This is a genomic window from Roseateles sp. P5_E4, assembly GCF_054049255.1.
In genome coordinates, this window is record NZ_JBFUMS010000008.1 from 186,807 (window position 1) to 205,789 (window position 18,983).

Sequence of the window (18,983 nt, forward strand, 5' to 3'; positions counted from 1 at the left end):
ATTGAACGCCTGCCGGGGCGTTCAACCCGGCTGGTTTCGCGCCGCCTCGTCGGCGATGGCGCCGAGGTCCACGGGATGGGGCAGCGGCGCCACGGTGCCCATGGAGATGATGTATTTCAGCGCCTCGTCCACCGTCATGTGCAGGGGCTTCACGTCCGACCTGGGCACGATGAGGAAGAAGCCCGAGGTCGGGTTGGGCGTGGTGGGCACGTAGATGCTGACGTGCTCGTCCTCCAGATGGCAGGCCACCTCGCCGCTGGGCGTGCCGGTCACGAAGGCGATGGTCCAGCTACCGGCACGCGGGTACTGCACGAGGACGGCTTCGCGAAAGGCGTTGCCGCTGCTGGAGAACAGCGTGTCCGACACCTGCTTGACCGAGCTGTAGATGCTCTTGACGATGGGGATGTGGGACATCAGCCGGTCCCATTGCGTCAGCAGCCATTGGCCGAAGATGTTGGCAACGAGGACGCCGGTGGCCAACAGGCCACCGACCAGGATCACCAGCCCCAGGCCGGGCACATGGCGCAGCTCAAGGATGGCCTCGCGCAGCGAGGCCGGCATGATCAGGGCCAGCGCGGCCAGCATGGACCCGAAGACGCCGTTGACGACGTCCAGCACCTGGGCCAGCACCCAGATCGTGATGGCCAGCGGCAGCCAGACCAGCAGGCCGGCAACGAGGTATTTGCGTAAGGAAGCGCCCACGAAGCTTTTCGGTCAGTGGCAGGCGCAGGAGCCGCCGCAGGAGGTGGAGGAAGACGGCGATGCGGATGCTTCAGCCTTGGCGGCTTCGGGCTTGGCAGCATCGCTGGCGGCCGGGGCCGCGGGGGCGGCGGTCGAGCCACCCTTGAAGTCGGTTGCATACCAACCCGAGCCCTTCAGCTGGAAACCAGCTGCGGTGACCTGCTTGGAAAAGCTCTGCGCCGCGCAGGCGGGGCAGGTGGTCAGCGGCGCGTCGGACAGCTTTTGCAGCACATCCTTGGCGTGGCCACAGGCGCTGCAGCGATAGGCGTAGATTGGCATGGTCGGGCTCGAAGAGACGCAAAGCCCGACATTTTAAGGGACACGCTCAGGGATGAGGCTGGAGATGGTGGCTGACGTGCTCGCGACGGTCGGTCAGCACCTGGGGCATCAGCGAGCCGACCACCATGCCCGCCAGCGCCGCCAGCAGGCCGGCCAGTTGCCCCGGGAAGAGCTCGCCCCAGGTCGTCACCTGCGGGAAAAAGGCCACCCAGACGGCGATGCCGGCAAAGATCGAGAACACCGCGCCCTGGGTGGTCGAGCGGCTCCAGTACAGACCAAAGACCAGCGGCACGAAGGCGGCGACCAGGGTGACCTGGTAAGCGGCGCTGACGAGGTCGTAGATGGACGTGCCCTGCAGCGCGATGGCGTAGGCCAGCACGGCGAAGGCGAAGATGACGAGCGTGACGCGCATCGCCACGAGAGACTGCTTGTCGCTCATGCCGGGGCGGATCTGCTTGAGGATGTTCTCGACGAAGCTGGTCGTCGGCGCCAGCAGCGTGGCCGACGAGGTGCTCTTGATGGCCGATAACAGCGCACCGAAGAACAGGATCTGCATGAACAGCGGCATGTGGCCCATGACGAAGCTGGGCAGCACGCGCTGGTAGTCGTTCTGGGCCAGCTCCAGCGCCTTGTCGCCCATGACGGCCACGGCGGCCAGCACGATGAACATCGGCACGAAGGCAAAGGCGATGTAGCTGAAGCCGCCGATCATGGCGCCGCGCTGGGCCGTCTTGGCGTCCTTGGCGGACATGACGCGCTGGAACACGTCCTGCTGCGGGATGGAGCCCAGCATCATGGTCAGGCCCGAGCCGAGGAACATGGCCATCTGGGTGAAGCTGGGCTCGGGGAGGAAGCGGCCGAGGTCGCGCGATTTGGCCAGGTCCAGCACCTTGCCGGCGCCGCCGGCCAAGTCCGAGGCAAACACGGCAATGACGCTCAGGCCGATGACCAGCACGATCATCTGGATGAAGTCCGTCCAGGCCACGGCCAGGAAGCCGCCGATGACGACGTAGACCAGCACCGCCAGCAGACCGACGACCATGCCGGTCTGCGGGCTCATGGCGCCGTCGGTCAGGATGTTGAACACCAGCCCCAGGGCCGTGACCTGGGCCGCCACCCAGCCGAGGTAGCTGAGGATGATGGCCAGCGAGCAGAACACCTCGACGCCCTTGCCGAAGCGCTGGCGGTAGAAGTCGCCGATGGTCAGCAGGTTCATCCGGTACAGCCGGGCGGCAAAGAAGGCACCCACCAGCACCAGGCAGAAACCGGCACCGAACGGGTCTTCGACGACGGCACCCAGGCCACCCTGCACGAACTTGGCGGGCAGGCCCATGACGGTTTCGGCACCGAACCAGGTTGCGAAGGTCGTCGTGACGACCATGATCAGCGGCAGGCTGCGCCCGGCGACGGCGAAGTCGCTGGTGTTCTTGATCCGCGTGCCGGCCCAGACACCGATGCCCAGCGTGCCGAGCAGATAGAGCACGACGAAAACGATGAGCGTGGTGTTCATGAGCGCAATAAGGGCCGAAAAATTTGGCGCGGATTATGAGGGCGCGGCTGGCGAGCCTCGCTAGGGGCTGATGTCCAGAAAGCGCACGGTCAGCCAGGCCACGGCGACGCCGATGGCAAAGCCCGCGGCGCCCCAGAGCAAACCGGAAAGCAGCCGGTTGGTGCGCCGAAGCTCGCGCACGAGAGCGCGGGTCTCGGCGTCGTCGGCACGCCGGGCCTGGCTCTTGAGGGCGTCGTGCAGCAGGCGCGGCAGCTCGGGAATGAGCTGGGCGAAGCGCGGCGCCTCCTTCATCAGCTGCTTGTTGAACGCCGGCCAGCCGACCTGCTCGTTCATCCAGCGCTCCAGGAAGGGCTTGGCCGTGGCCCAGAGGTCGAGTTCGGGATCGAGCTGGCGGCCAAGGCCTTCGACGTTCAACAGCGTCTTCTGCAGCAGCACGAGCTGGGGCTGGATCTCGACGTTGAATCGACGCGAGGTCTGGAACAGCCGCATCAGCACCTGGCCCAGCGAAATGTCCTTCAGCGGCCGGTCGAAATGAGGCTCGCAGACGGCGCGGACGGCGCTTTCCAGCGCATCGACCCGGGTTTCGGGCGGCACCCAGCCGGAAGCGATGTGCAGCTCGGCGACGCGCTTGTAGTCGCGCTGGAAGAAGGCGATGAAGTTCTGGGCGAGGTAGTCCTTGTCCACCTCGGTCAGCGTGCCCATGATGCCGAAGTCCAGCGCGACGTAGCGGCCGAAGGTCTCGGGCGCCAGGCTCACCTGGATGTTGCCCGGGTGCATGTCGGCGTGGAAGAAGCCGTCGCGGAACACCTGGGTGAAGAAGATGGTCACGCCGTCGCGGGCCAGCTTGGGGATATCGATGCCGGCCGCCTCCAGCGCCGGGCGGTGCGAGATCGGCACGCCCTTCATGCGCTCCATGACGATGACCTCGGAGCTGCACAGATCCCAGTGCATCTCGGGCACCATGATCAGATCCAGCTCGGCCATGTTGCGGCGCAGCTGGGCGGCATTGGCAGCCTCGCGCACCAAGTCCAGCTCGTCGTGCAGATAGGTGTCGAACTCGGCAACCACCTCGCGCGGTTTCAGGCGCCGGCCATCGGCGGAGAAGCGCTCGATCCAGACAGCCAGCTGGCGCATCAACGACAGGTCGTCGTCGATGATGTCCAGCATGCCGGGGCGCAGCACCTTGACGGCGACCTCGCGGCCGTCCTTCAGCGTCGCGAAATGCACTTGGGCGATGCTGGCGCTGGCCACTGGCTCGGCGTCGAAGGTGGCGAACAGTTCCTCCAGCGGCCGGCCGAAGGCGCGCTCGACGATTTCACGCGACAGCGCCGCCGGGAAGGGCGGCACGCGGTCCTGCAGCTTGGCCAGCTCCAGCGCGACATCGAGCGGCAGCAGGTCGCGCCGCGTCGACAGCACCTGGCCGAACTTGACGAAGATGGGGCCGAGGTGCTCCAGCGCCAGCCGCAGGCGCACGCCGCGCGGCTGCTGCCAGCGCCGGCCCAGCCGGGTCAGGCGACGCAGCAGCCTGAAGCGCTTGCGACGCAGGCCCGACAAGGCCAGATCATCGAGACCGAAGCGCCAGACCGTCCACAGAATGACCAGCAGCCGCGAGACAAACCTCATGCGCCGCTACCGGACGTCGTCGTCGCAAAACGCGCGGCCATGCCCGACAACGTGCGCCGCAAGGTGCGGCCGAACTGGGCGAGCTGGCGGGCGGGCAGCGGCCCGACGATGCCGGCCAGATCGTCCTCGATGTCCCAGCGCAGGTTGTCCATCAACCAGTGCATCTCGCCAGCGAAAGCGGCATCGCCCTGCACGCTGACGGTGGGCGCCTCTCCCGTGAATGCACCCAGAGCCAGCTTGGCGGGGTTGGATGCATCGATCTCGATGCGCAGGCCGCCGGCGCCCGCCGGGGCGGCGTCCAGGCGTTCAAAAAGACCCGCTGGTGTGACACCGAGTATCAAATCAGGCGCCGCCGGCAGCAGGCTAGGCCAGCCTGCCAGGTGGACGACGAGCCCACGCCCAGCCAGCGGCCGCAGGCGTTGCGCCGCGATGGGCTCCCGCGACACGACATGGTTGATCAGCAAAACAAGGCGATCCTGCAGGGCCGGCATCAGCAAGGGCGTGATGGACGGCAGCGGAGGCAGGGGCGGCAGGGGCCAGGAAGCAGACATATACAAGATTGTAGGCAGCGGACCATGAACAGGGGACGCCGACGGTTCGGCCGTCAAATTTGTTGGTAGAGAATCCCTGATCCTTTTTCAGCCTCGGGTACACCCTGACCCGAGGACTACCAAACCCACCAAGATGTTTGAGGACCGCAGCTACAAGAGGACGTTCTACAGCGCACCGCAGTCGGTCGAATCCCTGATCGCCGCTTTCCTGGAACCCGGCATCATCGTTCTGACCTTTCTTGTCGTGAACGGTCACTTCGACGAGCCGGTGCTGCGCCCCACCCTGACGCTGTGCCTGCTCGTCTTCGCCCTCACCTTCCCGGGCCGCAACCGCTTCAGCGACCACCCGGCCAGCGCCCTTGTGGACGTGCTGTCCTCCTGGCTGGTGCTGCTGGGCATCCTGCTGCTGTGCGGCTACGCCACCAACAGCCTGCACTATTTCGAGGACGAGGTGCTGCTGTGGTGGGCCGTCATCACACCTGCCGTCCAGATCGCCGCCATCGAGACGGGCCGGCGCATCCAGCAATGGCGGGCACGCGACCCGGGCGCGCGCCGTACGGCGGTCGTCGTCGGCGCGGGCGTGCTTGGCCACAAGGTGGCGCGAGCGCTGCGCGACTCTCAGGGCGTCGTCTGCCTGGGCTATTTCGACGACCGTGCGCCTGAGCGCCTGCACCCGGAAGCCGGCGCCTCCATCCTGGGCACCCTGCCCCAGCTCAGCGAGTTCGTGCGCGACAAGGGCGTGCGCGAGGTCTACATCACCCTGCCCCTGGGGTCGCAGCCTCGCATCGTCGAGTTGCTGGAACAGGTGCAGGGCACGACGGCCTCGCTGTTCTTCGTGCCCGACGTGTTCGGCATCAGCATCATCCAGGGCCGCCTGCAGGACATCTCGGGCGTGCCGGTGGTCGGCATCTGCGAGACGCCCTTCACCGGCACCAACCAGCTGATCAAGCGCGTCAGCGACGTCGTTCTGGCCACGTTGATCCTGATCCTCATCTCGCCCATCCTGCTTGCCCTGGCCATTGGCGTGAAGCTCAGCTCACCAGGCCCTGTCATCTTCAGGCAGAAGCGCAACGGCCTGGATGGCGAGGAGATCATCGTCTACAAGTTCCGCTCCATGCGGACACAGGACAACGGTCCCGTGGTCAAACAGGCCACCAAGGGCGACGCGCGCATCACGCCCTTTGGCGCCTTCATCCGCCGCACCTCGCTGGACGAACTGCCGCAATTCATCAATGTGTTGCAGGGCCGCATGAGCATCGTCGGGCCGCGCCCGCACGCCGTGGCCCACAACGAGGAATACCGCAAGATCATCAAGGCCTACATGGTGCGCCACAAGGTCAAGCCGGGCATCACCGGCTGGGCCCAGGTGAATGGCTTGCGTGGCGAGACCGACACCATCGACAAGATGGTGGCACGCGTCGAATACGATTTGGAATACCTGCGCAACTGGTCACTGGCCCTGGATCTGCAGATCATCTTGCGGACCGTGAGGTTGGTGGTGTTTGATCGCCATGCCTATTAAGCCTGCTCGCCATTGCCACCGTTGGACCCGGCTTGCGCTGCTGATCGCCGCGCTTTCAGCGGTCCAGTCCGCGCACGCTCAGACCGATGACACGACGCCCTTTTATGTCGGTGCATCGTTAGGTGTTGCTCATGTCTCAAATGTGTACCGACAGTCAAGCGCCGCCAACGATGACACAGTGACCAGCGCCGGGGTTCTGGGCGGCATCGACACGAAGCTCGGTCGTCAGCATCTGACGGTGGACGGCTCGCTGCAGAGCAACCGCTATTCAACGATTAGCGAGCTCAACAATCGCTCCTACACCTTGCGCAGTGCGCTCAATTGGCAGACGGTGGGTAATCTGTCGGGAGTGCTGAGCGCCAAATCGGACCGATCCCTCGCTGACTTCAACATCGGTAGCGGCGTCGATCCCATCCTCAAGAAGAACATCGAACGCGAGGACGAATACCAGGCCTTGGTCCGCCTTGGCGTACTGACGCGGTATACGCTGGAAAGTAGTTGGACGCACCGCCGCCGGGACTTCAGCGCCTCGGAGTACGACCGTTTCGACTTCGAGCAGAACACGGGTTCCCTCGGCATCTATGCCACGCCCGGCGGCAATGTCAGGCTGGGCCTGGTGGGGCGACGCACCAAGGGCAAAAACCCGCACTATCCCATTGGCCTTGCCGTTGACCCGCAGACGGCGCAGGTTGTCGTCGTCTCGGTACCTAATGACTACACCCGGGACGACTTCGACTTCACCACCAAGTGGAGCACCGGCGGCCGCAGCACGCTAAACACGCGCATCAGCCGCAGCAAGTCAAAAAACAGCCTCGATGACCGGTTACGCGATTTCAGCGGCACCACCGGTGCCATCGGCTGGAACTGGCAGCCCACAGCCAAGTTGCAATTGAACCTGCAATATGCGCGGGACACCGGGCAGGAAAGTGTCGTCCAGACGGCTGACCTGAACCGGGTCTACACCACCTATCAGCTGGGCGGCACCTACGCCGTGACAGGCAAGGTCAGTCTCAGCGCCAAGGCGAGCCGGAACCGCGCCACACGCACCAGCACGGCAGGTGCCGCCGTTGCCGATGCGCTGGACGACTTCAAGACGTACAACCTGAGCATGCGCTGGGCGTTCACACGCGGCCTCAGCCTGGGCTGCCAGTACGACCGTGCCAGCCGCAGCAGCAGCATTGCCCAGTACGTGTACACCGCCAGCAGCTACGGCTGCACGGGTCAAGCCATCTTCTTCTGATGACCACCATCCTGCTCACGGGTGCGACAGGCTACATCGCGTCGCACACTTGGCTGGCTCTCCAGCAGGCGGGCTATCGCGTCGTCGGCGTGGACAACTTTTCCAACAGCTCGCCCGTCGTGCTGGAAAGGCTGGCGGAACTGGCCAGCACCCCCATCGAGTTCGAACGTGCCGACGTCTGCGACGCCGCGGCAATGGACGAAGTCTTCGGCAGCTACAAGCCGGCCGCCGTCGTTCACTTCGCCGCCTACAAGGCCGTGGGTGAATCGGTCGGCCAGCCTCTGGCCTACTACCGCAACAACGTCGGTGGGCTGGTCAACACCTGCGAGGCCATGAAGCGCCACGGTTGCACGCGCATGGTGTTCAGTTCCAGCGCCACCGTCTACGGCGCTCCGGACAAACTACCCCTGCGCGAGGACGCACCGACCTCGTCGACCAACCCCTACGGCGCGACCAAGCTGATGGGCGAGCAGATCCTGCACGACCTCGGCATCGCCGATCCAGCCTGGCAGGCCGCCTGCCTGCGCTACTTCAACCCAGTCGGCGCCCACGAGAGCGGCCGCATCGGTGAAGACCCGCGCGGCACGCCCAACAACCTGATGCCCTATGTCGCCCAGGTGGCGGTGGGCCGGCGCACCAAGCTGGCCGTCTTCGGCAATGACTACGCGACGCCCGACGGCACTGGCGTGCGCGACTACATCCATGTCAGCGACCTGGCCGAAGGGCACGTCGCTGCACTGCGCTGGCTGCTGGCCAATACCGGCTCGTTGACCGTCAATCTCGGCACCGGCCAGGGCTACAGCGTGCTCGACCTGGTGCGCGCCTACGAAGCCGCCAGCGGCCGCAGCGTGCCCTACGAAATCGTCCCGCGCCGCCCTGGCGACATCGCAGCCTGCTGGGCCGACCCGGCCCTGGCGCGCGAGTTGCTTGGCTGGGAGGCCAAGCTCGATCTCGCCCGCATGTGCCAAGACAGTTGGCGCTGGCAACGACTCAACCCTCACGGTTTCAATCCCGCATGACCCACGTTCAACCCGTCATCATGGCCGGCGGCTCCGGCACCCGGCTCTGGCCTCTGTCGCGCAGCGGCTACCCCAAGCAATTCCTCGTGCTGTCCGGCAACGAGAGCCTGTTCCAGCTCGCCGCGCGCCGCCTGGCCGCGCTGGCCTCGCCCGAGTTCGAGCTCGCCGGTCCCTGCATCGTCGGCAATGAGGAGCACCGCTTCCTCGTACTGGATCAATTGCGCGAGACCCGGCAGGAGCCCAGCAGCGTGCTGCTGGAACCGCTGGGCCGCAACACTGCCCCGGCGTTGACGCTGGCCGCACTGGCCGCACTCGAGGGCGGCAAGGACCCCGTTCTCGTCGTCACGCCGGCCGACCAGACCGTTACCAACCCGGCAGCCTTCACCGCGGCATTGCAGGACGCGGTCCGCATCGCGGCCGAAGGTGCCATCGCCATCCTGGGCATCACGCCAGACCGGCCCGAAACAGGCTACGGCTATATCCGCACCTCGGGCGACGCCGCGGGCCTGGTGGTCGCACAGTTCGTCGAGAAGCCCAACCTGGAGACCGCCCAGCGCTATCTGGCCGAAGGCGACTACTACTGGAACAGCGGCATGTTCGTGCTGCGTGCCAGCGTCTGGATGAAGGCGCTGGAACGATTCCGCCCCGACATCGCCGCTGCCACGCGCGCTGCCTGGGATGCGCGCAAGACCGACGCCAAGTTTGTGCGCCCCGGCAAGGCCGAGTTTGCCGCTGTGCCCAGCGAATCGGTCGACTACGCCGTCATGGAGCGCTGCCCCGGGACGGACATCCCCTTGCGCATGGTCGCGCTGGATGCCGGCTGGAACGACCTCGGCGCCTGGGAAGCGGTCTGGCAGGTCTCCGAGAAGGATGCCGACGGCAACGCCTTCGTCGGCGACGCCTTGATCGCCGACAGCAAGAACACCTTGGTGCACGCCACCAGCCGCTTGGTCGGCGTCGTCGGCCTGACGGACATCATCGTCGTCGAGACGGCCGATGCCGTGCTGGTCAGCGACCGGTCGCGCAGCCAGGAGGTCAAGCAGATCGTCAACCGCCTGGGCGCCGAGCAACGCGGCGAGCATGCCCTGCACCGCAAGGTGCACCGCCCCTGGGGCTGGTATGACAGCATCGACTCGGGCGAGCGTTTCCAAGTCAAGCGCATCATGGTCAAGCCGGGTGCCTCCCTGAGCCTGCAGATGCACCACCATCGCGCGGAGCACTGGATCGTCGTGAGCGGCACGGCCGAGATCGTCAACGGCGACAAGACCATCCTGCTGACCGAGAACCAGTCCACCTACATCCCGCTGGGTCAGACGCATCGCCTGGCCAACCCGGGCAAGGTGCCGCTGGAGATCATCGAAGTGCAGTCTGGCTCCTATCTCGGCGAGGACGACATCGTCCGCTTCGAAGACACCTACGGCAGAACATGACCATCCTCGTCACCGGCGGCGCCGGCTTCATCGGCAGCAACTTCGTGCTGGACTGGCTGCGTGAGAGCGACGAGCCCGTCGTCAATCTCGATGCGTTGACCTACGCTGGCAACCTCGAGAACCTGGCCTCGCTGGACGGTGACGCGCGTCACGTCTTCGTCAAGGGCGACATCTGCGACCGCGGCCTGATCGACAGCTTGCTGGCCAAGCACCGCCCCCGAGCCATCGTCCACTTCGCGGCTGAGAGCCATGTAGACCGCTCCATCCACGGCCCCGGCGCTTTCATGAAGACAAATGTCGAGGGCACGTTCACGCTGCTGGAAGCGGCACGCACTTATTGGGGCGGCCTTGAAGGCGAAGCCAAACAAGGCTTTCGCTTCCACCACGTGTCGACCGACGAAGTCTATGGCTCGCTGAAAGCCTCGGATCCGCCCTTCGCCGAAACCAACGCCTACGAGCCCAACAGCCCGTATTCGGCCAGCAAGGCGGCCAGCGACCACCTCGTGCGCGCCTGGCACCACACCTATGGCCTGCCGGTCGTCACCACCAACTGCTCGAACAACTACGGGCCCTATCACTTCCCGGAGAAGCTGATTCCGCTGCTGATCGTCAATGCGCTGGCAGGCAAACCCCTGCCCGTCTATGGCGACGGCCAACAGATCCGCGACTGGCTTTACGTCACCGATCACTGCAGCGGCATCCGTGCCGTGCTGGCAGGCGGCCAACTGGGCGAAACCTACAACATCGGCGGCTGGAACGAGAAGGCCAACATCGACATCGTCAAGACGGTGTGCGCCTTGCTCGACGAACTCAAACCCTCGGCGGACGGCCCCTACGAGCGCCTCATCACCTATGTGAAGGACCGCCCCGGCCACGACCGCCGCTACGCCATCGACGCACGCAAGATCGAGCGCGAGCTGGGCTGGCGCCCGGCAGAAACCTTCGAGACCGGCATCCGCAAGACGGTGCAGTGGTATCTGGACCATCCAGACTGGGCCGCCCGCGTGCAAAGCGGCGCCTACCGGGACTGGGTTGCCAAGCAATACAGCTGAAGCCATGAAGATTCTTCTTCTCGGCAAGGGTGGCCAGGTCGGCTGGGAACTGCAACGCTCACTGGCTGTGGCAGGCGAAGTCATCGCAATGGACCATGACGACGGCGCGGACTTCACCCAGCCCGAAGCGCTGCTTGCCCGCGTCAGAGACATTGCCCCCCACGTCATCGTCAATGCCGCTGCGCATACCGCCGTCGACAAGGCCGAGAGCGAGCCCGAGCTCGCACGCAAGATCAACGCCACCGCCCCTGCCCTGCTGGCCATCGAGGCCAAGCGTACCGGCGCTTTGCTGGTGCACTACTCGACGGACTATGTCTTCGACGGCAGCGGCAGCCATGCTCGCGATGAGGAAGCCCCCGTCGGGGCGCTCAGCGTCTACGGAGCAACCAAGGCCGAAGGCGAGGACGCCATCCGCGCCAGCGGCTGCCAGCATCTGATCCTGCGCACCAGCTGGGTTTATGGCGCCCGCGGCGGCAACTTCGCAAAGACCATGCTGCGCCTCGCCGCCGAACGCGAGCAGCTCAAGGTCATCGCCGACCAGATCGGCGCGCCAACAGGCGCCGACCTGCTGGCCGACCTGACCGTCCACATGCTGCGCGCCGCGCGCGTGAACCCTGCGCTGACCGGCACCTATCACGCGGTCGCTGGCGGCGAGACGAGCTGGCACGAGTACGCCCGCTTTGTCATCGAGTTCGCACGTGCACAGGGCAAGGTCATCAAGGTCGCGCCGGACCAGATCCTCGCCATCCCGACAAGCGACTACCCCACACCCGCGAAGCGCCCGCTGAACTCGCGCCTGGCCACGGCCAAGCTGCAGCAGTGCTTCGGCCTCGTCCTGCCGCCTTGGCAGCAAGGCGTGGAACGCATGCTGAACGAAATTCTTTAAGGGCTCCGATGAATAACCGCAAGGGCATCATCCTCGCTGGCGGCTCCGGCACGCGCCTGCACCCGGCCACGCTGGCCATGAGCAAGCAACTGCTGCCGGTGTACGACAAGCCCATGGTCTATTACCCGCTGAGCACGCTGATGCTCGCGGGCATCCGCGACATCCTGCTCATCAGCACGCCACAGGACACGCCTCGCTTCGAAGCCCTGCTTGGTGACGGTTCGCGCTGGGGCCTGAACATCAGCTACTGCGTGCAGCCTAGCCCTGACGGCCTGGCACAGGCCTTCATCCTCGGCCGCGAATTCGTCAATGGCTCGCCGAGCGCCCTCGTGCTGGGGGACAACATCTTCTATGGCCATGACTTCGCCGGCCTGCTGGGCAGCGCCACGGATCGCGACGGCGGCGCCAGCGTCTTCGCCTATCACGTGACCGACCCCGAACGCTACGGCGTGGTCGACTTTGATGCCCAGCAACGTGCGCTGTCCATCGAAGAGAAGCCGAAGAGCCCGAAGAGCAATTACGCGGTGACGGGCCTGTATTTCTACGACGAGCAGGTCTGCGACATCGCGGCGGCCATCAAGCCCAGCGCCCGCGGTGAACTCGAGATCACCGACGTCAATGCCCAATACCTGCGCCAGGGCCAGCTCAATGTCGAGATCATGGGCCGTGGCTATGCATGGCTGGACACCGGCACCCACGACAGCCTGCTCGAAGCGGGCCAGTTCATTGCCACGCTGGAAAAGCGCCAGGGGCTGAAGGTGGCCTGCCCGGAAGAGATCGCCTACCGTGCAGGCTGGATCGATGCTGCACAGCTTGAAACCCTCGCCAAGCCCCTTGCGAAGAATGGCTACGGCCAATACCTGCTCAAGCTGCTGACCGACAAGGCCTTCTGAACACGATGCAAGTCACGCCAACCGCCCTTCCCGAAGTCCTGCTCATCCAGCCCAAGGTCTTCGGCGACGCCCGCGGCTTTTTCATGGAGAGCTGGAACGAGGAGCGCTTCAACCAGGCCCTGGGCTACGACGTGCACTTCGTGCAGGACAACCACTCGCGCTCCGCGCGCGGCGTGCTGCGCGGCCTGCACTACCAGCTCGACCCACATGCTCAGGGCAAGCTCGTGCGCTGTGTCTCCGGTGCCGTGTTCGACGTGGCCGTCGACATGCGCCGGTCCAGCCCCAATTTCGGGCGCTGGGTCGGCTTCGAACTGTCGGCCGAGAACCAGCGGCAAGTCTGGATCCCGCCTGGCTTCGCCCATGGCTTCGTCGTCGTCAGCGAAACCGCGGACTTCCTCTACAAGACCAGTGGCCGCTACGCACCCGAGTGCGAGGGCGCAGTGCGCTGGGATGACCCGACCATTGGCATCGAATGGCCGCTGGACGGACTCATCCCGCAACTGTCGGCAAAGGACGTCAGCGCACCACTGCTGGTTGAGGCCAAGACCTTCACCTGAGTCGATCGGCCCGCAGCTCAGGCGCGCGCGTCACCCCAACGCAGCGGCGTCACCTCGTCGCCGACATAGCTGGTGTGCCCGGTGCGATCCACGCAGTACTGCGGCGAGATGATCATCTCGCGCACCGTCATGCCTTCACCGATGCGCGTGTGCTCAATGAGCACGGCCCGCTCAACGACCGAACCGGCGCGCAGGTGAGATCCGTGACCGATCCAGGTAGGTCCGATCACCCGAGCACCTGACTCGATACGCACGTTGGAGCCGATATACACCGGGCCCTCGATGTGGACCTTGTCCCAGTCCACCGACGTGTTCAGCCCCACCCACACCTGCGGCCGCACCTCGCGCCCAGGGATGTCCATTTGCGCGACGCCGCCGGCCATGACCTGCTGGGTGACGGCCCAATAGTCGGTCACGCGGCCGATGTCGATCCAGTTGAACGGCCGCTTCTGCGCAAAGAAGGGCAGGCCCTTCTCCACCAGCAGCGGAAACAGCTGGCTGCCGATGTCGAATTCGACGCCCGACGGGATCAGGTCGAGCACTTCGGGCTCGAAGATGTAGATGCCGGTCGACGCCAGGGTGCTCCTCGCCTCCTCGGGCTTGGGCTTTTCCTGGAAGGAAGTCACCCGGCCCTCGGCGTCAGCGACAACAATGCCGTAGTTTTTGGTCTGGTCACGAGGCACTTCGAGAGTAACGACGCTCGCGATGGCTCCCTTGGCCTTGTGCTCGGCAAGCGCCGCGGCGATGTCCAGATCGATGACGGCGTCGCCGCACAGCACGAGGAAGGTTTCATCGAAGAAACCGCCGAAGTCCTGGATCTTGCGCATGCCTCCTGCCGATCCGACCGGCTTGCAGATCACCTCGCCTTGCTCGCGAACGCCTTCGTAGGAGTAACCTAGCTCAACGCCCCACCGGTGACCCGAGCCGAAGTAGTTCTCGATCTTCCAGTGCATGAAGGCCACGTTGACCATGACCTGCTTGACGCCATGGCGCGCCAGATGCTCGACCAGATACTCCATGACCGGCTTGCCCAGGATGGGCACCATCGGCTTGGGCGTGTGCTTCGTCAACGGGCGCACCCGCGTTCCCTGGCCCGCGGCCAGGATCATTGCTTTGGCCATGCCGGCCTCCTAACGTAGTGACGGTTGCACCAAAGCAAGCAAGCGGCGGGCCTGCCGCACACAGTTAGGGGGTCAGCCGCGGCCGATACCTCGATAGTCGATGCCCAGCGCCTTCATCAGCTTGGGGTCGTAGAGGTTGCGGCCGTCGAAGACAACAGGTGCCTTGAGCTTCGACTTGATGGCGTCGAAATCCGGCGTGCGGAATTCCTTCCACTCCGTCACGATCAGCAGTGCGTCCGCGCCCTGCAGCGCCGCCTCGGCGCGCTCGACCAGCGTCACGTCGTCACGCGGGCCAATCACGCGAGCCGTTTCCGGCATCGACACCGGGTCGTAGGCTGCGACGGTTGCACCGCGCCGGGTCAGCTCATCGATGATGACCAACGATGGTGCCTCGCGCATGTCGTCGGTGTTCGGCTTGAATGCCAAGCCCCAGATGGCGAAGCGGCGGCCCTTGAGGTCGTCGCCGAAACGCGCCACGACCTTGTCGACCAGCACGCGCTTCTGGCGTTCATTGGCTTCTTCCACGGCGGTCAACACCTTCAGCGGAATACCGTTGTCGGCGGCGGTCTTCACCAGCGCCTTGACATCCTTCGGGAAGCAGGAACCGCCATAACCGGCGCCAGCGTAAAGGAACTGATAGCCGATGCGCGGATCAGAGCCGATGCCGCGCCGAACCAGCTCGATGTCGGCGCCCACGCGCTCCGCCAGCAGCGCCAGCTCGTTCATGAAACTGATGCGTGTGGCCAGCATCGCATTGGCGGCGTACTTGGTGAACTCGGCGCTCTTCACGTCCATGACCAGCATGCGGTCCTGCGTGCGGTTGAACGGCGCATACAGGGCGCGCATCAACAGCGTGGCCTGCTCGTCGTCGGAGCCAATGACGACGCGATCAGGCTTCATGAAGTCGTCGACCGCCGCACCTTCCTTCAGGAACTCAGGATTGGAGACGACGGCATATGCCATGTCTCCGAGGCCACGCTTTTCGAGTTCTTCCTTGACCGCAGCGCGGACCTTGTCGGCTGTGCCGACCGGCACCGTGCTCTTGTCGACGATGACCTTGTAGTCCGTCATGCGCTGGCCGATGGAGCGGGCCGCGGCCACCACGTACTGAAGGTCGGCCGAGCCGTCTTCGTCAGGCGGCGTGCCCACGCCGATGAAGAGCAGCGTGCCGTGCTGTACGGCCATGTCCACATCGGTGGTGAACTGCAGGCGGCCGGCCGCCACATTGCGGCGCACCACTTCGAGCAGGCCGGGTTCGTGAATAGGGATCTCGCCGTCGTTGAGGACGCGGATCTTTTCGGGATTCACGTCCAGACAAACCACGTGGTTGCCCATTTCGGCCAAGCAGGCTCCGGTGACCAGGCCCACGTAGCCGGTGCCGATGGCGGTGACTTTCATTCTCAATCCTCGTGCAAAAAACGGTTAACCCGTTTGTAACGCAGTCACGTGACGGTCCAGTGCCATTCAGACCTTGTAGTAGTCCCGATACCAGGCGACAAACCGCTGGATTCCTTCAGGTACAGGCATCGCCGGACGGAAACCCGTCCACTCGGCCAGCTCCTCGACATCAGCATGCGTAGCCGGCACATCACCATCCTGCATGGGCATGAAGTTCTTGACAGCCTCGCGGCCCGCGGCCTGCTCGATGGCCTCGATGAAGCTCATCAGCTGGATGGGTGCGTGGTTGCCGATGTTGAAGACGCGGTAGGGGGCGCTGGAGCGCGCCGGATCGGCCTTGTTGGGGTTGTAGTTGGGGTCGGCGGTAGCCGTGCGGTCCAGGACGCGCACGACGCCCTCGGCGATGTCGTCGATGTAGGTGAAGTCGCGGACCATCTTGCCGTGATTGAACACGTTGATGGGCCGCCCTTCGATGATGGCCTTGGTGAACAGGAAGAGCGCCATGTCCGGCCGGCCCCACGGGCCATACACCGTAAAGAAGCGCAGGCCCGTCGTTGGCAGCCCAAAGAGGTGTGAATAGGTGTGGGCCATCAGCTCATTGGCCTTTTTCGTCGCGGCATAGAGGCTGATGGGGTGGTCGACGCTGTGGTGCTCCGAGAACGGCATCAGCGTGTTGCCACCGTAGACGCTGGAGCTGGACGCATAGGCCAGGTGCTGCACACCGCCGCGGCGACAGCCTTCCAGGATGTTGGTGAAGCCAACGATGTTGCTGTCGATGTAGGCGTGGGGGTTTTCGATTGAGTAGCGCACGCCGGCCTGCGCCGCCAGGTGCACCACGCGTTCGAAGCGCTCATCGGCAAACAGCTTGGCCATGCCGGCGCGGTCGGCCACATCCATTTGCACGAAGCTGAAGCCCGGGTTGGGCGTCAGGCGGGCCAGGCGATCGTGCTTGAGCTGCGGGCTGTAGTAGTCGTTGAGGTTGTCCAAGCCCACGACCTGGTCACCACGTGCCAGAAGGATCTGGCAGACATGCATGCCGATGAAGCCGGCAGCGCCGGTGACGAGAACTTTCAAGACCAATCCTCCAAAAAAGCCAACGCCGATTGTCGTGCAGCGCACAGCAGGGCACGATCATCGCCCCACCCCCGAGACAAGGTCGCTCGAGTTGGCCCGGGCCTTGCCAGCGAGCGCCCGCGCGACCGAAGAGGGACGCTCCCGGTTCAGTGGCGCCGGAACAGACCGGCGACTCCCGGCTTGGTGAGCAGCGGCACGCGATAGTTGCTCATGAATGTCTTCAGGCTCTTCAGGTGCATACGCGCCGAGCGGCTGAAGACGTCTACGCTGGCTCGCTGATGATCGTGCACCAGCACCGCGCCGGCGCAGCAAACCACCTGATGACCCGACTTCCAGACGCGGGCACACAGATCCACGTCCTCCATGTACAGGAAGTAGCTTTCGTCCATGCCACCGATGGAACGGAAAAGATCTGTACGAATGACGAAGCCCGTACCCATCACCCAGTCGGCGTGAAAGGGCGCGCCGCTGGCCCAGGCGTCCATCATCATGTGCGAGGCGACCGACTTGCGAATGAAGGGCAGGTTCCCCAGACGGGATCGCCGGCCGATGATGTCCATCAGGCTGTAGAAGCGCCGCGCGGAAAACTGCCTCGACCGATCGGGGTTCACCAGGTCCAAGCCGATCAGCCCGACCTTGGGCTGCGTGTCCAGGAGCTCCAGCGCCTTCTGGATCGACTGGTCGACGAAATAGGTGTCGGGGTTCAGCACCAGCAGGTATTCAGAATCAACCTCGGCCAATCCGGTGTTGATGCCCGCCGAGAACCCGCCATTGCGGTCGGAAGCGATGAAGCGGACACCAGGCGGCAGCTGGGCGCGGAGCACCGACACGGAATCGTCCGGGGACGCGTTGTCCACCACGATCACGTCGGCATCCCGCTCGATGACACCGTATTGCTGCATCGAGGCGACGCACTTCAGCACCAGGCGGGGCGTCGCGTAATTGACGATCAAGGCAGACAACTTCGACAAGGCATCTTCTCCAACTCAGGTTCTGAACTCAACGACGCTGCTTGAGCTGCAGCGTGGCATCGACGTACAGCAAGGCCGACTGCAACGCCTCGGCCGAGCGTTCCCACGTGAACGTCTCGAGGATGGCTGCTGCCGCGCGCTTGCGTGCTGCACCAGCACATGCATCTTTTAGACCCGCAAAGGCCGCCTGCCACGATGCCGAAGATCCCAGCTGCACGAACTGGGCCGCATCGCCCAGCACCTCGCGAAGCACCGGGATGTCAGCCGCGATGACGTGGGTGCCGCTGGCAAGGGCCTCCAGGGGCGGGATGCCAAATCCCTCCCAAAAGGACGGATAGAGCAAAGCGGCAGCACCTTGATACAGCTGGCGCAGCCGGGCGTCATCCACGTAGTCCAGGAACTCGATGCGGTCCCGCAGGCCGAGGCTTTCGGCCTGAGATTCGAGCGCCTTGCGGTAGTCGCCACCGCAGGACGCCACCACCAGCCTGTACTCGTCGGACCACGCGGCGCACTCGGAGAGCACCTCCTGCACGTTCTTGTGCGGATACCGTGCACCAACCATCAGCAAATACGGCGGGGCAGCAGCTGGCAAGACGTCAGACGATGCTGGCGCGAACCGCGCCGCATCGACTCCGTTGGGCACCACATGGATGCGTTCCAGTGGGAACTTGTAGTGCTCGGCAATGTCGCGGCGGGTGGTCTCGGACACCGTGAACACCGCCGCGCACTGCTTCAAGACCCGCGGCAGCAGGTGCCGGAAGTACCAATACTGCATCCGATGCTGCTGGGGAAAGCGCAGGCAGATGAGGTCGTGAATCGTGATCACTTGGCGCGCCGCCCGAGGCAGTGCGTGGTGCGTCGGCGAGTACAACAGCCGGGCGCCGGGCAACTCCACCGAGCGCGCCCACAGTGCGCGCTTGATGGCCGCCCCGCGGCTTGCGCCGATCGCCACGCTGGCGGGAGCCGAAACCAGCCGCGGCGCATCCGGGACAAAACCATGCCCCGCCACCACCGAGATCTCAAACCGCTCCGACAGCGCCTTCGCACAGCGTTCGGCATAGACACCGAGCCCCGTCGGGCGCGCGCCCAGCATCGACAGATTCACAACCAGCATCT

General features: G+C 64.9%; 17 protein-coding genes and 1 pseudogene. 8 read left to right on the forward strand and 10 right to left on the reverse strand.

The window, feature by feature from the left end; translation table 11 throughout:
• Nucleotides 1-21 precede the first annotated feature (21 nt).
• The 5 genes and pseudogenes from ACXJLH_RS16985 to ACXJLH_RS17005 all read right to left on the reverse strand — a co-directional run bounded on the left by ACXJLH_RS16985 (nucleotide 22) and on the right by ACXJLH_RS17005 (nucleotide 4,704).
• A complete protein-coding gene (locus ACXJLH_RS16985) occupies nucleotides 22-702 on the reverse strand; it encodes a DUF502 domain-containing protein (RefSeq protein ID WP_056204058.1) in 681 nt (226 codons plus the stop codon).
• Nucleotides 703-714: 12 nt separating this feature from the next.
• Nucleotides 715-1,020 (reverse strand): FmdB family zinc ribbon protein, encoded by a 306-nt coding sequence (locus tag ACXJLH_RS16990; RefSeq protein WP_056204061.1) that lies wholly within the window; start codon nucleotides 1,018-1,020, stop codon nucleotides 715-717.
• Between the two features lie 46 nt (nucleotides 1,021-1,066).
• On the reverse strand, nucleotides 1,067-2,530 hold the full coding sequence (locus tag ACXJLH_RS16995; RefSeq protein ID WP_457445439.1) for a sodium:solute symporter family protein: 1,464 nt from the start codon (nucleotides 2,528-2,530) through the stop codon (nucleotides 1,067-1,069).
• A gap of 159 nt (nucleotides 2,531-2,689) precedes the next feature.
• Nucleotides 2,690-4,153, reverse strand: a pseudogene (ubiB, locus tag ACXJLH_RS17000) (ubiquinone biosynthesis regulatory protein kinase UbiB); the annotation flags it as partial.
• Nucleotides 4,150-4,704: a hypothetical protein gene (locus tag ACXJLH_RS17005; RefSeq protein ID WP_056204072.1), complete on the reverse strand. Its 555-nt coding sequence runs from the start codon at nucleotides 4,702-4,704 to the stop codon at nucleotides 4,150-4,152. The pseudogene ubiB and the gene ACXJLH_RS17005, both read right to left, overlap by 4 nt.
• A 133-nt stretch (nucleotides 4,705-4,837) precedes the next feature.
• Here ACXJLH_RS17005 and ACXJLH_RS17010 point away from each other — a divergent pair, with 133 nt between their 5' ends.
• The 8 genes from ACXJLH_RS17010 to rfbC are packed head-to-tail and all read left to right on the forward strand — an operon-like array spanning nucleotide 4,838 to nucleotide 13,303.
• The gene (locus tag ACXJLH_RS17010; RefSeq protein ID WP_157282104.1) at nucleotides 4,838-6,226 is read left to right on the forward strand and encodes an undecaprenyl-phosphate glucose phosphotransferase; all 1,389 of its coding nucleotides are present in this window, start codon (nucleotides 4,838-4,840) and stop codon (nucleotides 6,224-6,226) included.
• A complete protein-coding gene (locus ACXJLH_RS17015) occupies nucleotides 6,207-7,466 on the forward strand; it encodes a hypothetical protein (protein ID WP_457353797.1) in 1,260 nt (419 codons plus the stop codon). Before ACXJLH_RS17010 ends, ACXJLH_RS17015 begins: the two co-directional genes overlap by 20 nt.
• Nucleotides 7,466-8,485 carry a UDP-glucose 4-epimerase GalE gene (gene galE / locus ACXJLH_RS17020; protein WP_457445440.1) on the forward strand — a complete coding sequence of 340 codons (1,020 nt, stop codon included), beginning with the start codon at nucleotides 7,466-7,468 and terminating at the stop codon, nucleotides 8,483-8,485. Before ACXJLH_RS17015 ends, galE begins: the two co-directional genes overlap by 1 nt.
• On the forward strand, nucleotides 8,482-9,915 hold the full coding sequence (locus ACXJLH_RS17025) for a mannose-1-phosphate guanylyltransferase/mannose-6-phosphate isomerase (protein WP_235532102.1): 1,434 nt from the start codon (nucleotides 8,482-8,484) through the stop codon (nucleotides 9,913-9,915). Before galE ends, ACXJLH_RS17025 begins: the two co-directional genes overlap by 4 nt.
• Nucleotides 9,912-10,967 carry a dTDP-glucose 4,6-dehydratase gene (gene rfbB, locus ACXJLH_RS17030; RefSeq protein WP_056204081.1) on the forward strand — a complete coding sequence of 352 codons (1,056 nt, stop codon included), beginning with the start codon at nucleotides 9,912-9,914 and terminating at the stop codon, nucleotides 10,965-10,967. Before ACXJLH_RS17025 ends, rfbB begins: the two co-directional genes overlap by 4 nt.
• Nucleotides 10,968-10,971: 4 nt before the next feature.
• On the forward strand, nucleotides 10,972-11,853 hold the full coding sequence (gene rfbD / locus ACXJLH_RS17035) for a dTDP-4-dehydrorhamnose reductase (protein ID WP_457445442.1): 882 nt from the start codon (nucleotides 10,972-10,974) through the stop codon (nucleotides 11,851-11,853).
• Nucleotides 11,854-11,861: 8 nt separating this feature from the next.
• Nucleotides 11,862-12,746, forward strand: coding sequence for a glucose-1-phosphate thymidylyltransferase RfbA (gene rfbA / locus ACXJLH_RS17040; RefSeq protein WP_457445444.1), 885 nt, complete (start codon nucleotides 11,862-11,864; stop codon nucleotides 12,744-12,746).
• Nucleotides 12,747-12,751: 5 nt separating this feature from the next.
• Entirely contained in the window at nucleotides 12,752-13,303 is a 552-nt protein-coding gene (rfbC, locus tag ACXJLH_RS17045; RefSeq protein ID WP_056204089.1) for a dTDP-4-dehydrorhamnose 3,5-epimerase, read from the forward strand.
• Between the two features lie 17 nt (nucleotides 13,304-13,320).
• On the opposite strand, the gene ACXJLH_RS17050 is transcribed toward rfbC, so the two are convergent.
• From ACXJLH_RS17050 to ACXJLH_RS17070, 5 genes are all read right to left on the reverse strand, one after another.
• Nucleotides 13,321-14,412, reverse strand: coding sequence for a sugar phosphate nucleotidyltransferase (locus ACXJLH_RS17050; protein WP_457445446.1), 1,092 nt, complete (start codon nucleotides 14,410-14,412; stop codon nucleotides 13,321-13,323).
• Nucleotides 14,413-14,496: 84 nt separating this feature from the next.
• Nucleotides 14,497-15,822: a UDP-glucose dehydrogenase family protein gene (locus tag ACXJLH_RS17055; protein ID WP_056204096.1), complete on the reverse strand. Its 1,326-nt coding sequence runs from the start codon at nucleotides 15,820-15,822 to the stop codon at nucleotides 14,497-14,499.
• Between the two features lie 66 nt (nucleotides 15,823-15,888).
• Nucleotides 15,889-16,896 (reverse strand): NAD-dependent epimerase, encoded by a 1,008-nt coding sequence (locus ACXJLH_RS17060; RefSeq protein ID WP_457445448.1) that lies wholly within the window; start codon nucleotides 16,894-16,896, stop codon nucleotides 15,889-15,891.
• Between the two features lie 146 nt (nucleotides 16,897-17,042).
• Entirely contained in the window at nucleotides 17,043-17,867 is an 825-nt protein-coding gene (locus ACXJLH_RS17065; RefSeq protein ID WP_056204099.1) for a glycosyltransferase family 2 protein, read from the reverse strand.
• Between the two features lie 28 nt (nucleotides 17,868-17,895).
• The gene (locus ACXJLH_RS17070) at nucleotides 17,896-18,981 is read right to left on the reverse strand and encodes a glycosyltransferase family 4 protein (protein ID WP_056204101.1); all 1,086 of its coding nucleotides are present in this window, start codon (nucleotides 18,979-18,981) and stop codon (nucleotides 17,896-17,898) included.
• Nucleotides 18,982-18,983: the final 2 nt, after the last annotated feature.

Bases quoted from the DNA above. Each gene is read 5' to 3' on its own strand.
- ACXJLH_RS17070 (WP_056204101.1), bottom strand. From the start codon at position 18,981: ATGCTGGTTGTGAATCTGTCGATGCTGGGCGCGCGCCCGACGGGGCTC.
- rfbC (WP_056204089.1), top strand. From the start codon at position 12,752: ATGCAAGTCACGCCAACCGCCCTTCCCGAAGTCCTGCTCATCCAGCCC.
- galE (WP_457445440.1), top strand. From the start codon at position 7,466: ATGACCACCATCCTGCTCACGGGTGCGACAGGCTACATCGCGTCGCAC.
- rfbA (WP_457445444.1), top strand. From the start codon at position 11,862: ATGAATAACCGCAAGGGCATCATCCTCGCTGGCGGCTCCGGCACGCGC.
- rfbB (WP_056204081.1), top strand. From the start codon at position 9,912: ATGACCATCCTCGTCACCGGCGGCGCCGGCTTCATCGGCAGCAACTTC.
- ACXJLH_RS17005 (WP_056204072.1), bottom strand. From the start codon at position 4,704: ATGTCTGCTTCCTGGCCCCTGCCGCCCCTGCCTCCGCTGCCGTCCATC.
- ACXJLH_RS17055 (WP_056204096.1), bottom strand. From the start codon at position 15,822: ATGAAAGTCACCGCCATCGGCACCGGCTACGTGGGCCTGGTCACCGGA.
- rfbD (WP_457445442.1), top strand. From the start codon at position 10,972: ATGAAGATTCTTCTTCTCGGCAAGGGTGGCCAGGTCGGCTGGGAACTG.
- ACXJLH_RS17050 (WP_457445446.1), bottom strand. From the start codon at position 14,412: ATGATCCTGGCCGCGGGCCAGGGAACGCGGGTGCGCCCGTTGACGAAG.
- ACXJLH_RS17025 (WP_235532102.1), top strand. From the start codon at position 8,482: ATGACCCACGTTCAACCCGTCATCATGGCCGGCGGCTCCGGCACCCGG.
- ACXJLH_RS17010 (WP_157282104.1), top strand. From the start codon at position 4,838: ATGTTTGAGGACCGCAGCTACAAGAGGACGTTCTACAGCGCACCGCAG.
- ACXJLH_RS16990 (WP_056204061.1), bottom strand. From the start codon at position 1,020: ATGCCAATCTACGCCTATCGCTGCAGCGCCTGTGGCCACGCCAAGGAT.
- ACXJLH_RS16995 (WP_457445439.1), bottom strand. From the start codon at position 2,530: ATGAACACCACGCTCATCGTTTTCGTCGTGCTCTATCTGCTCGGCACG.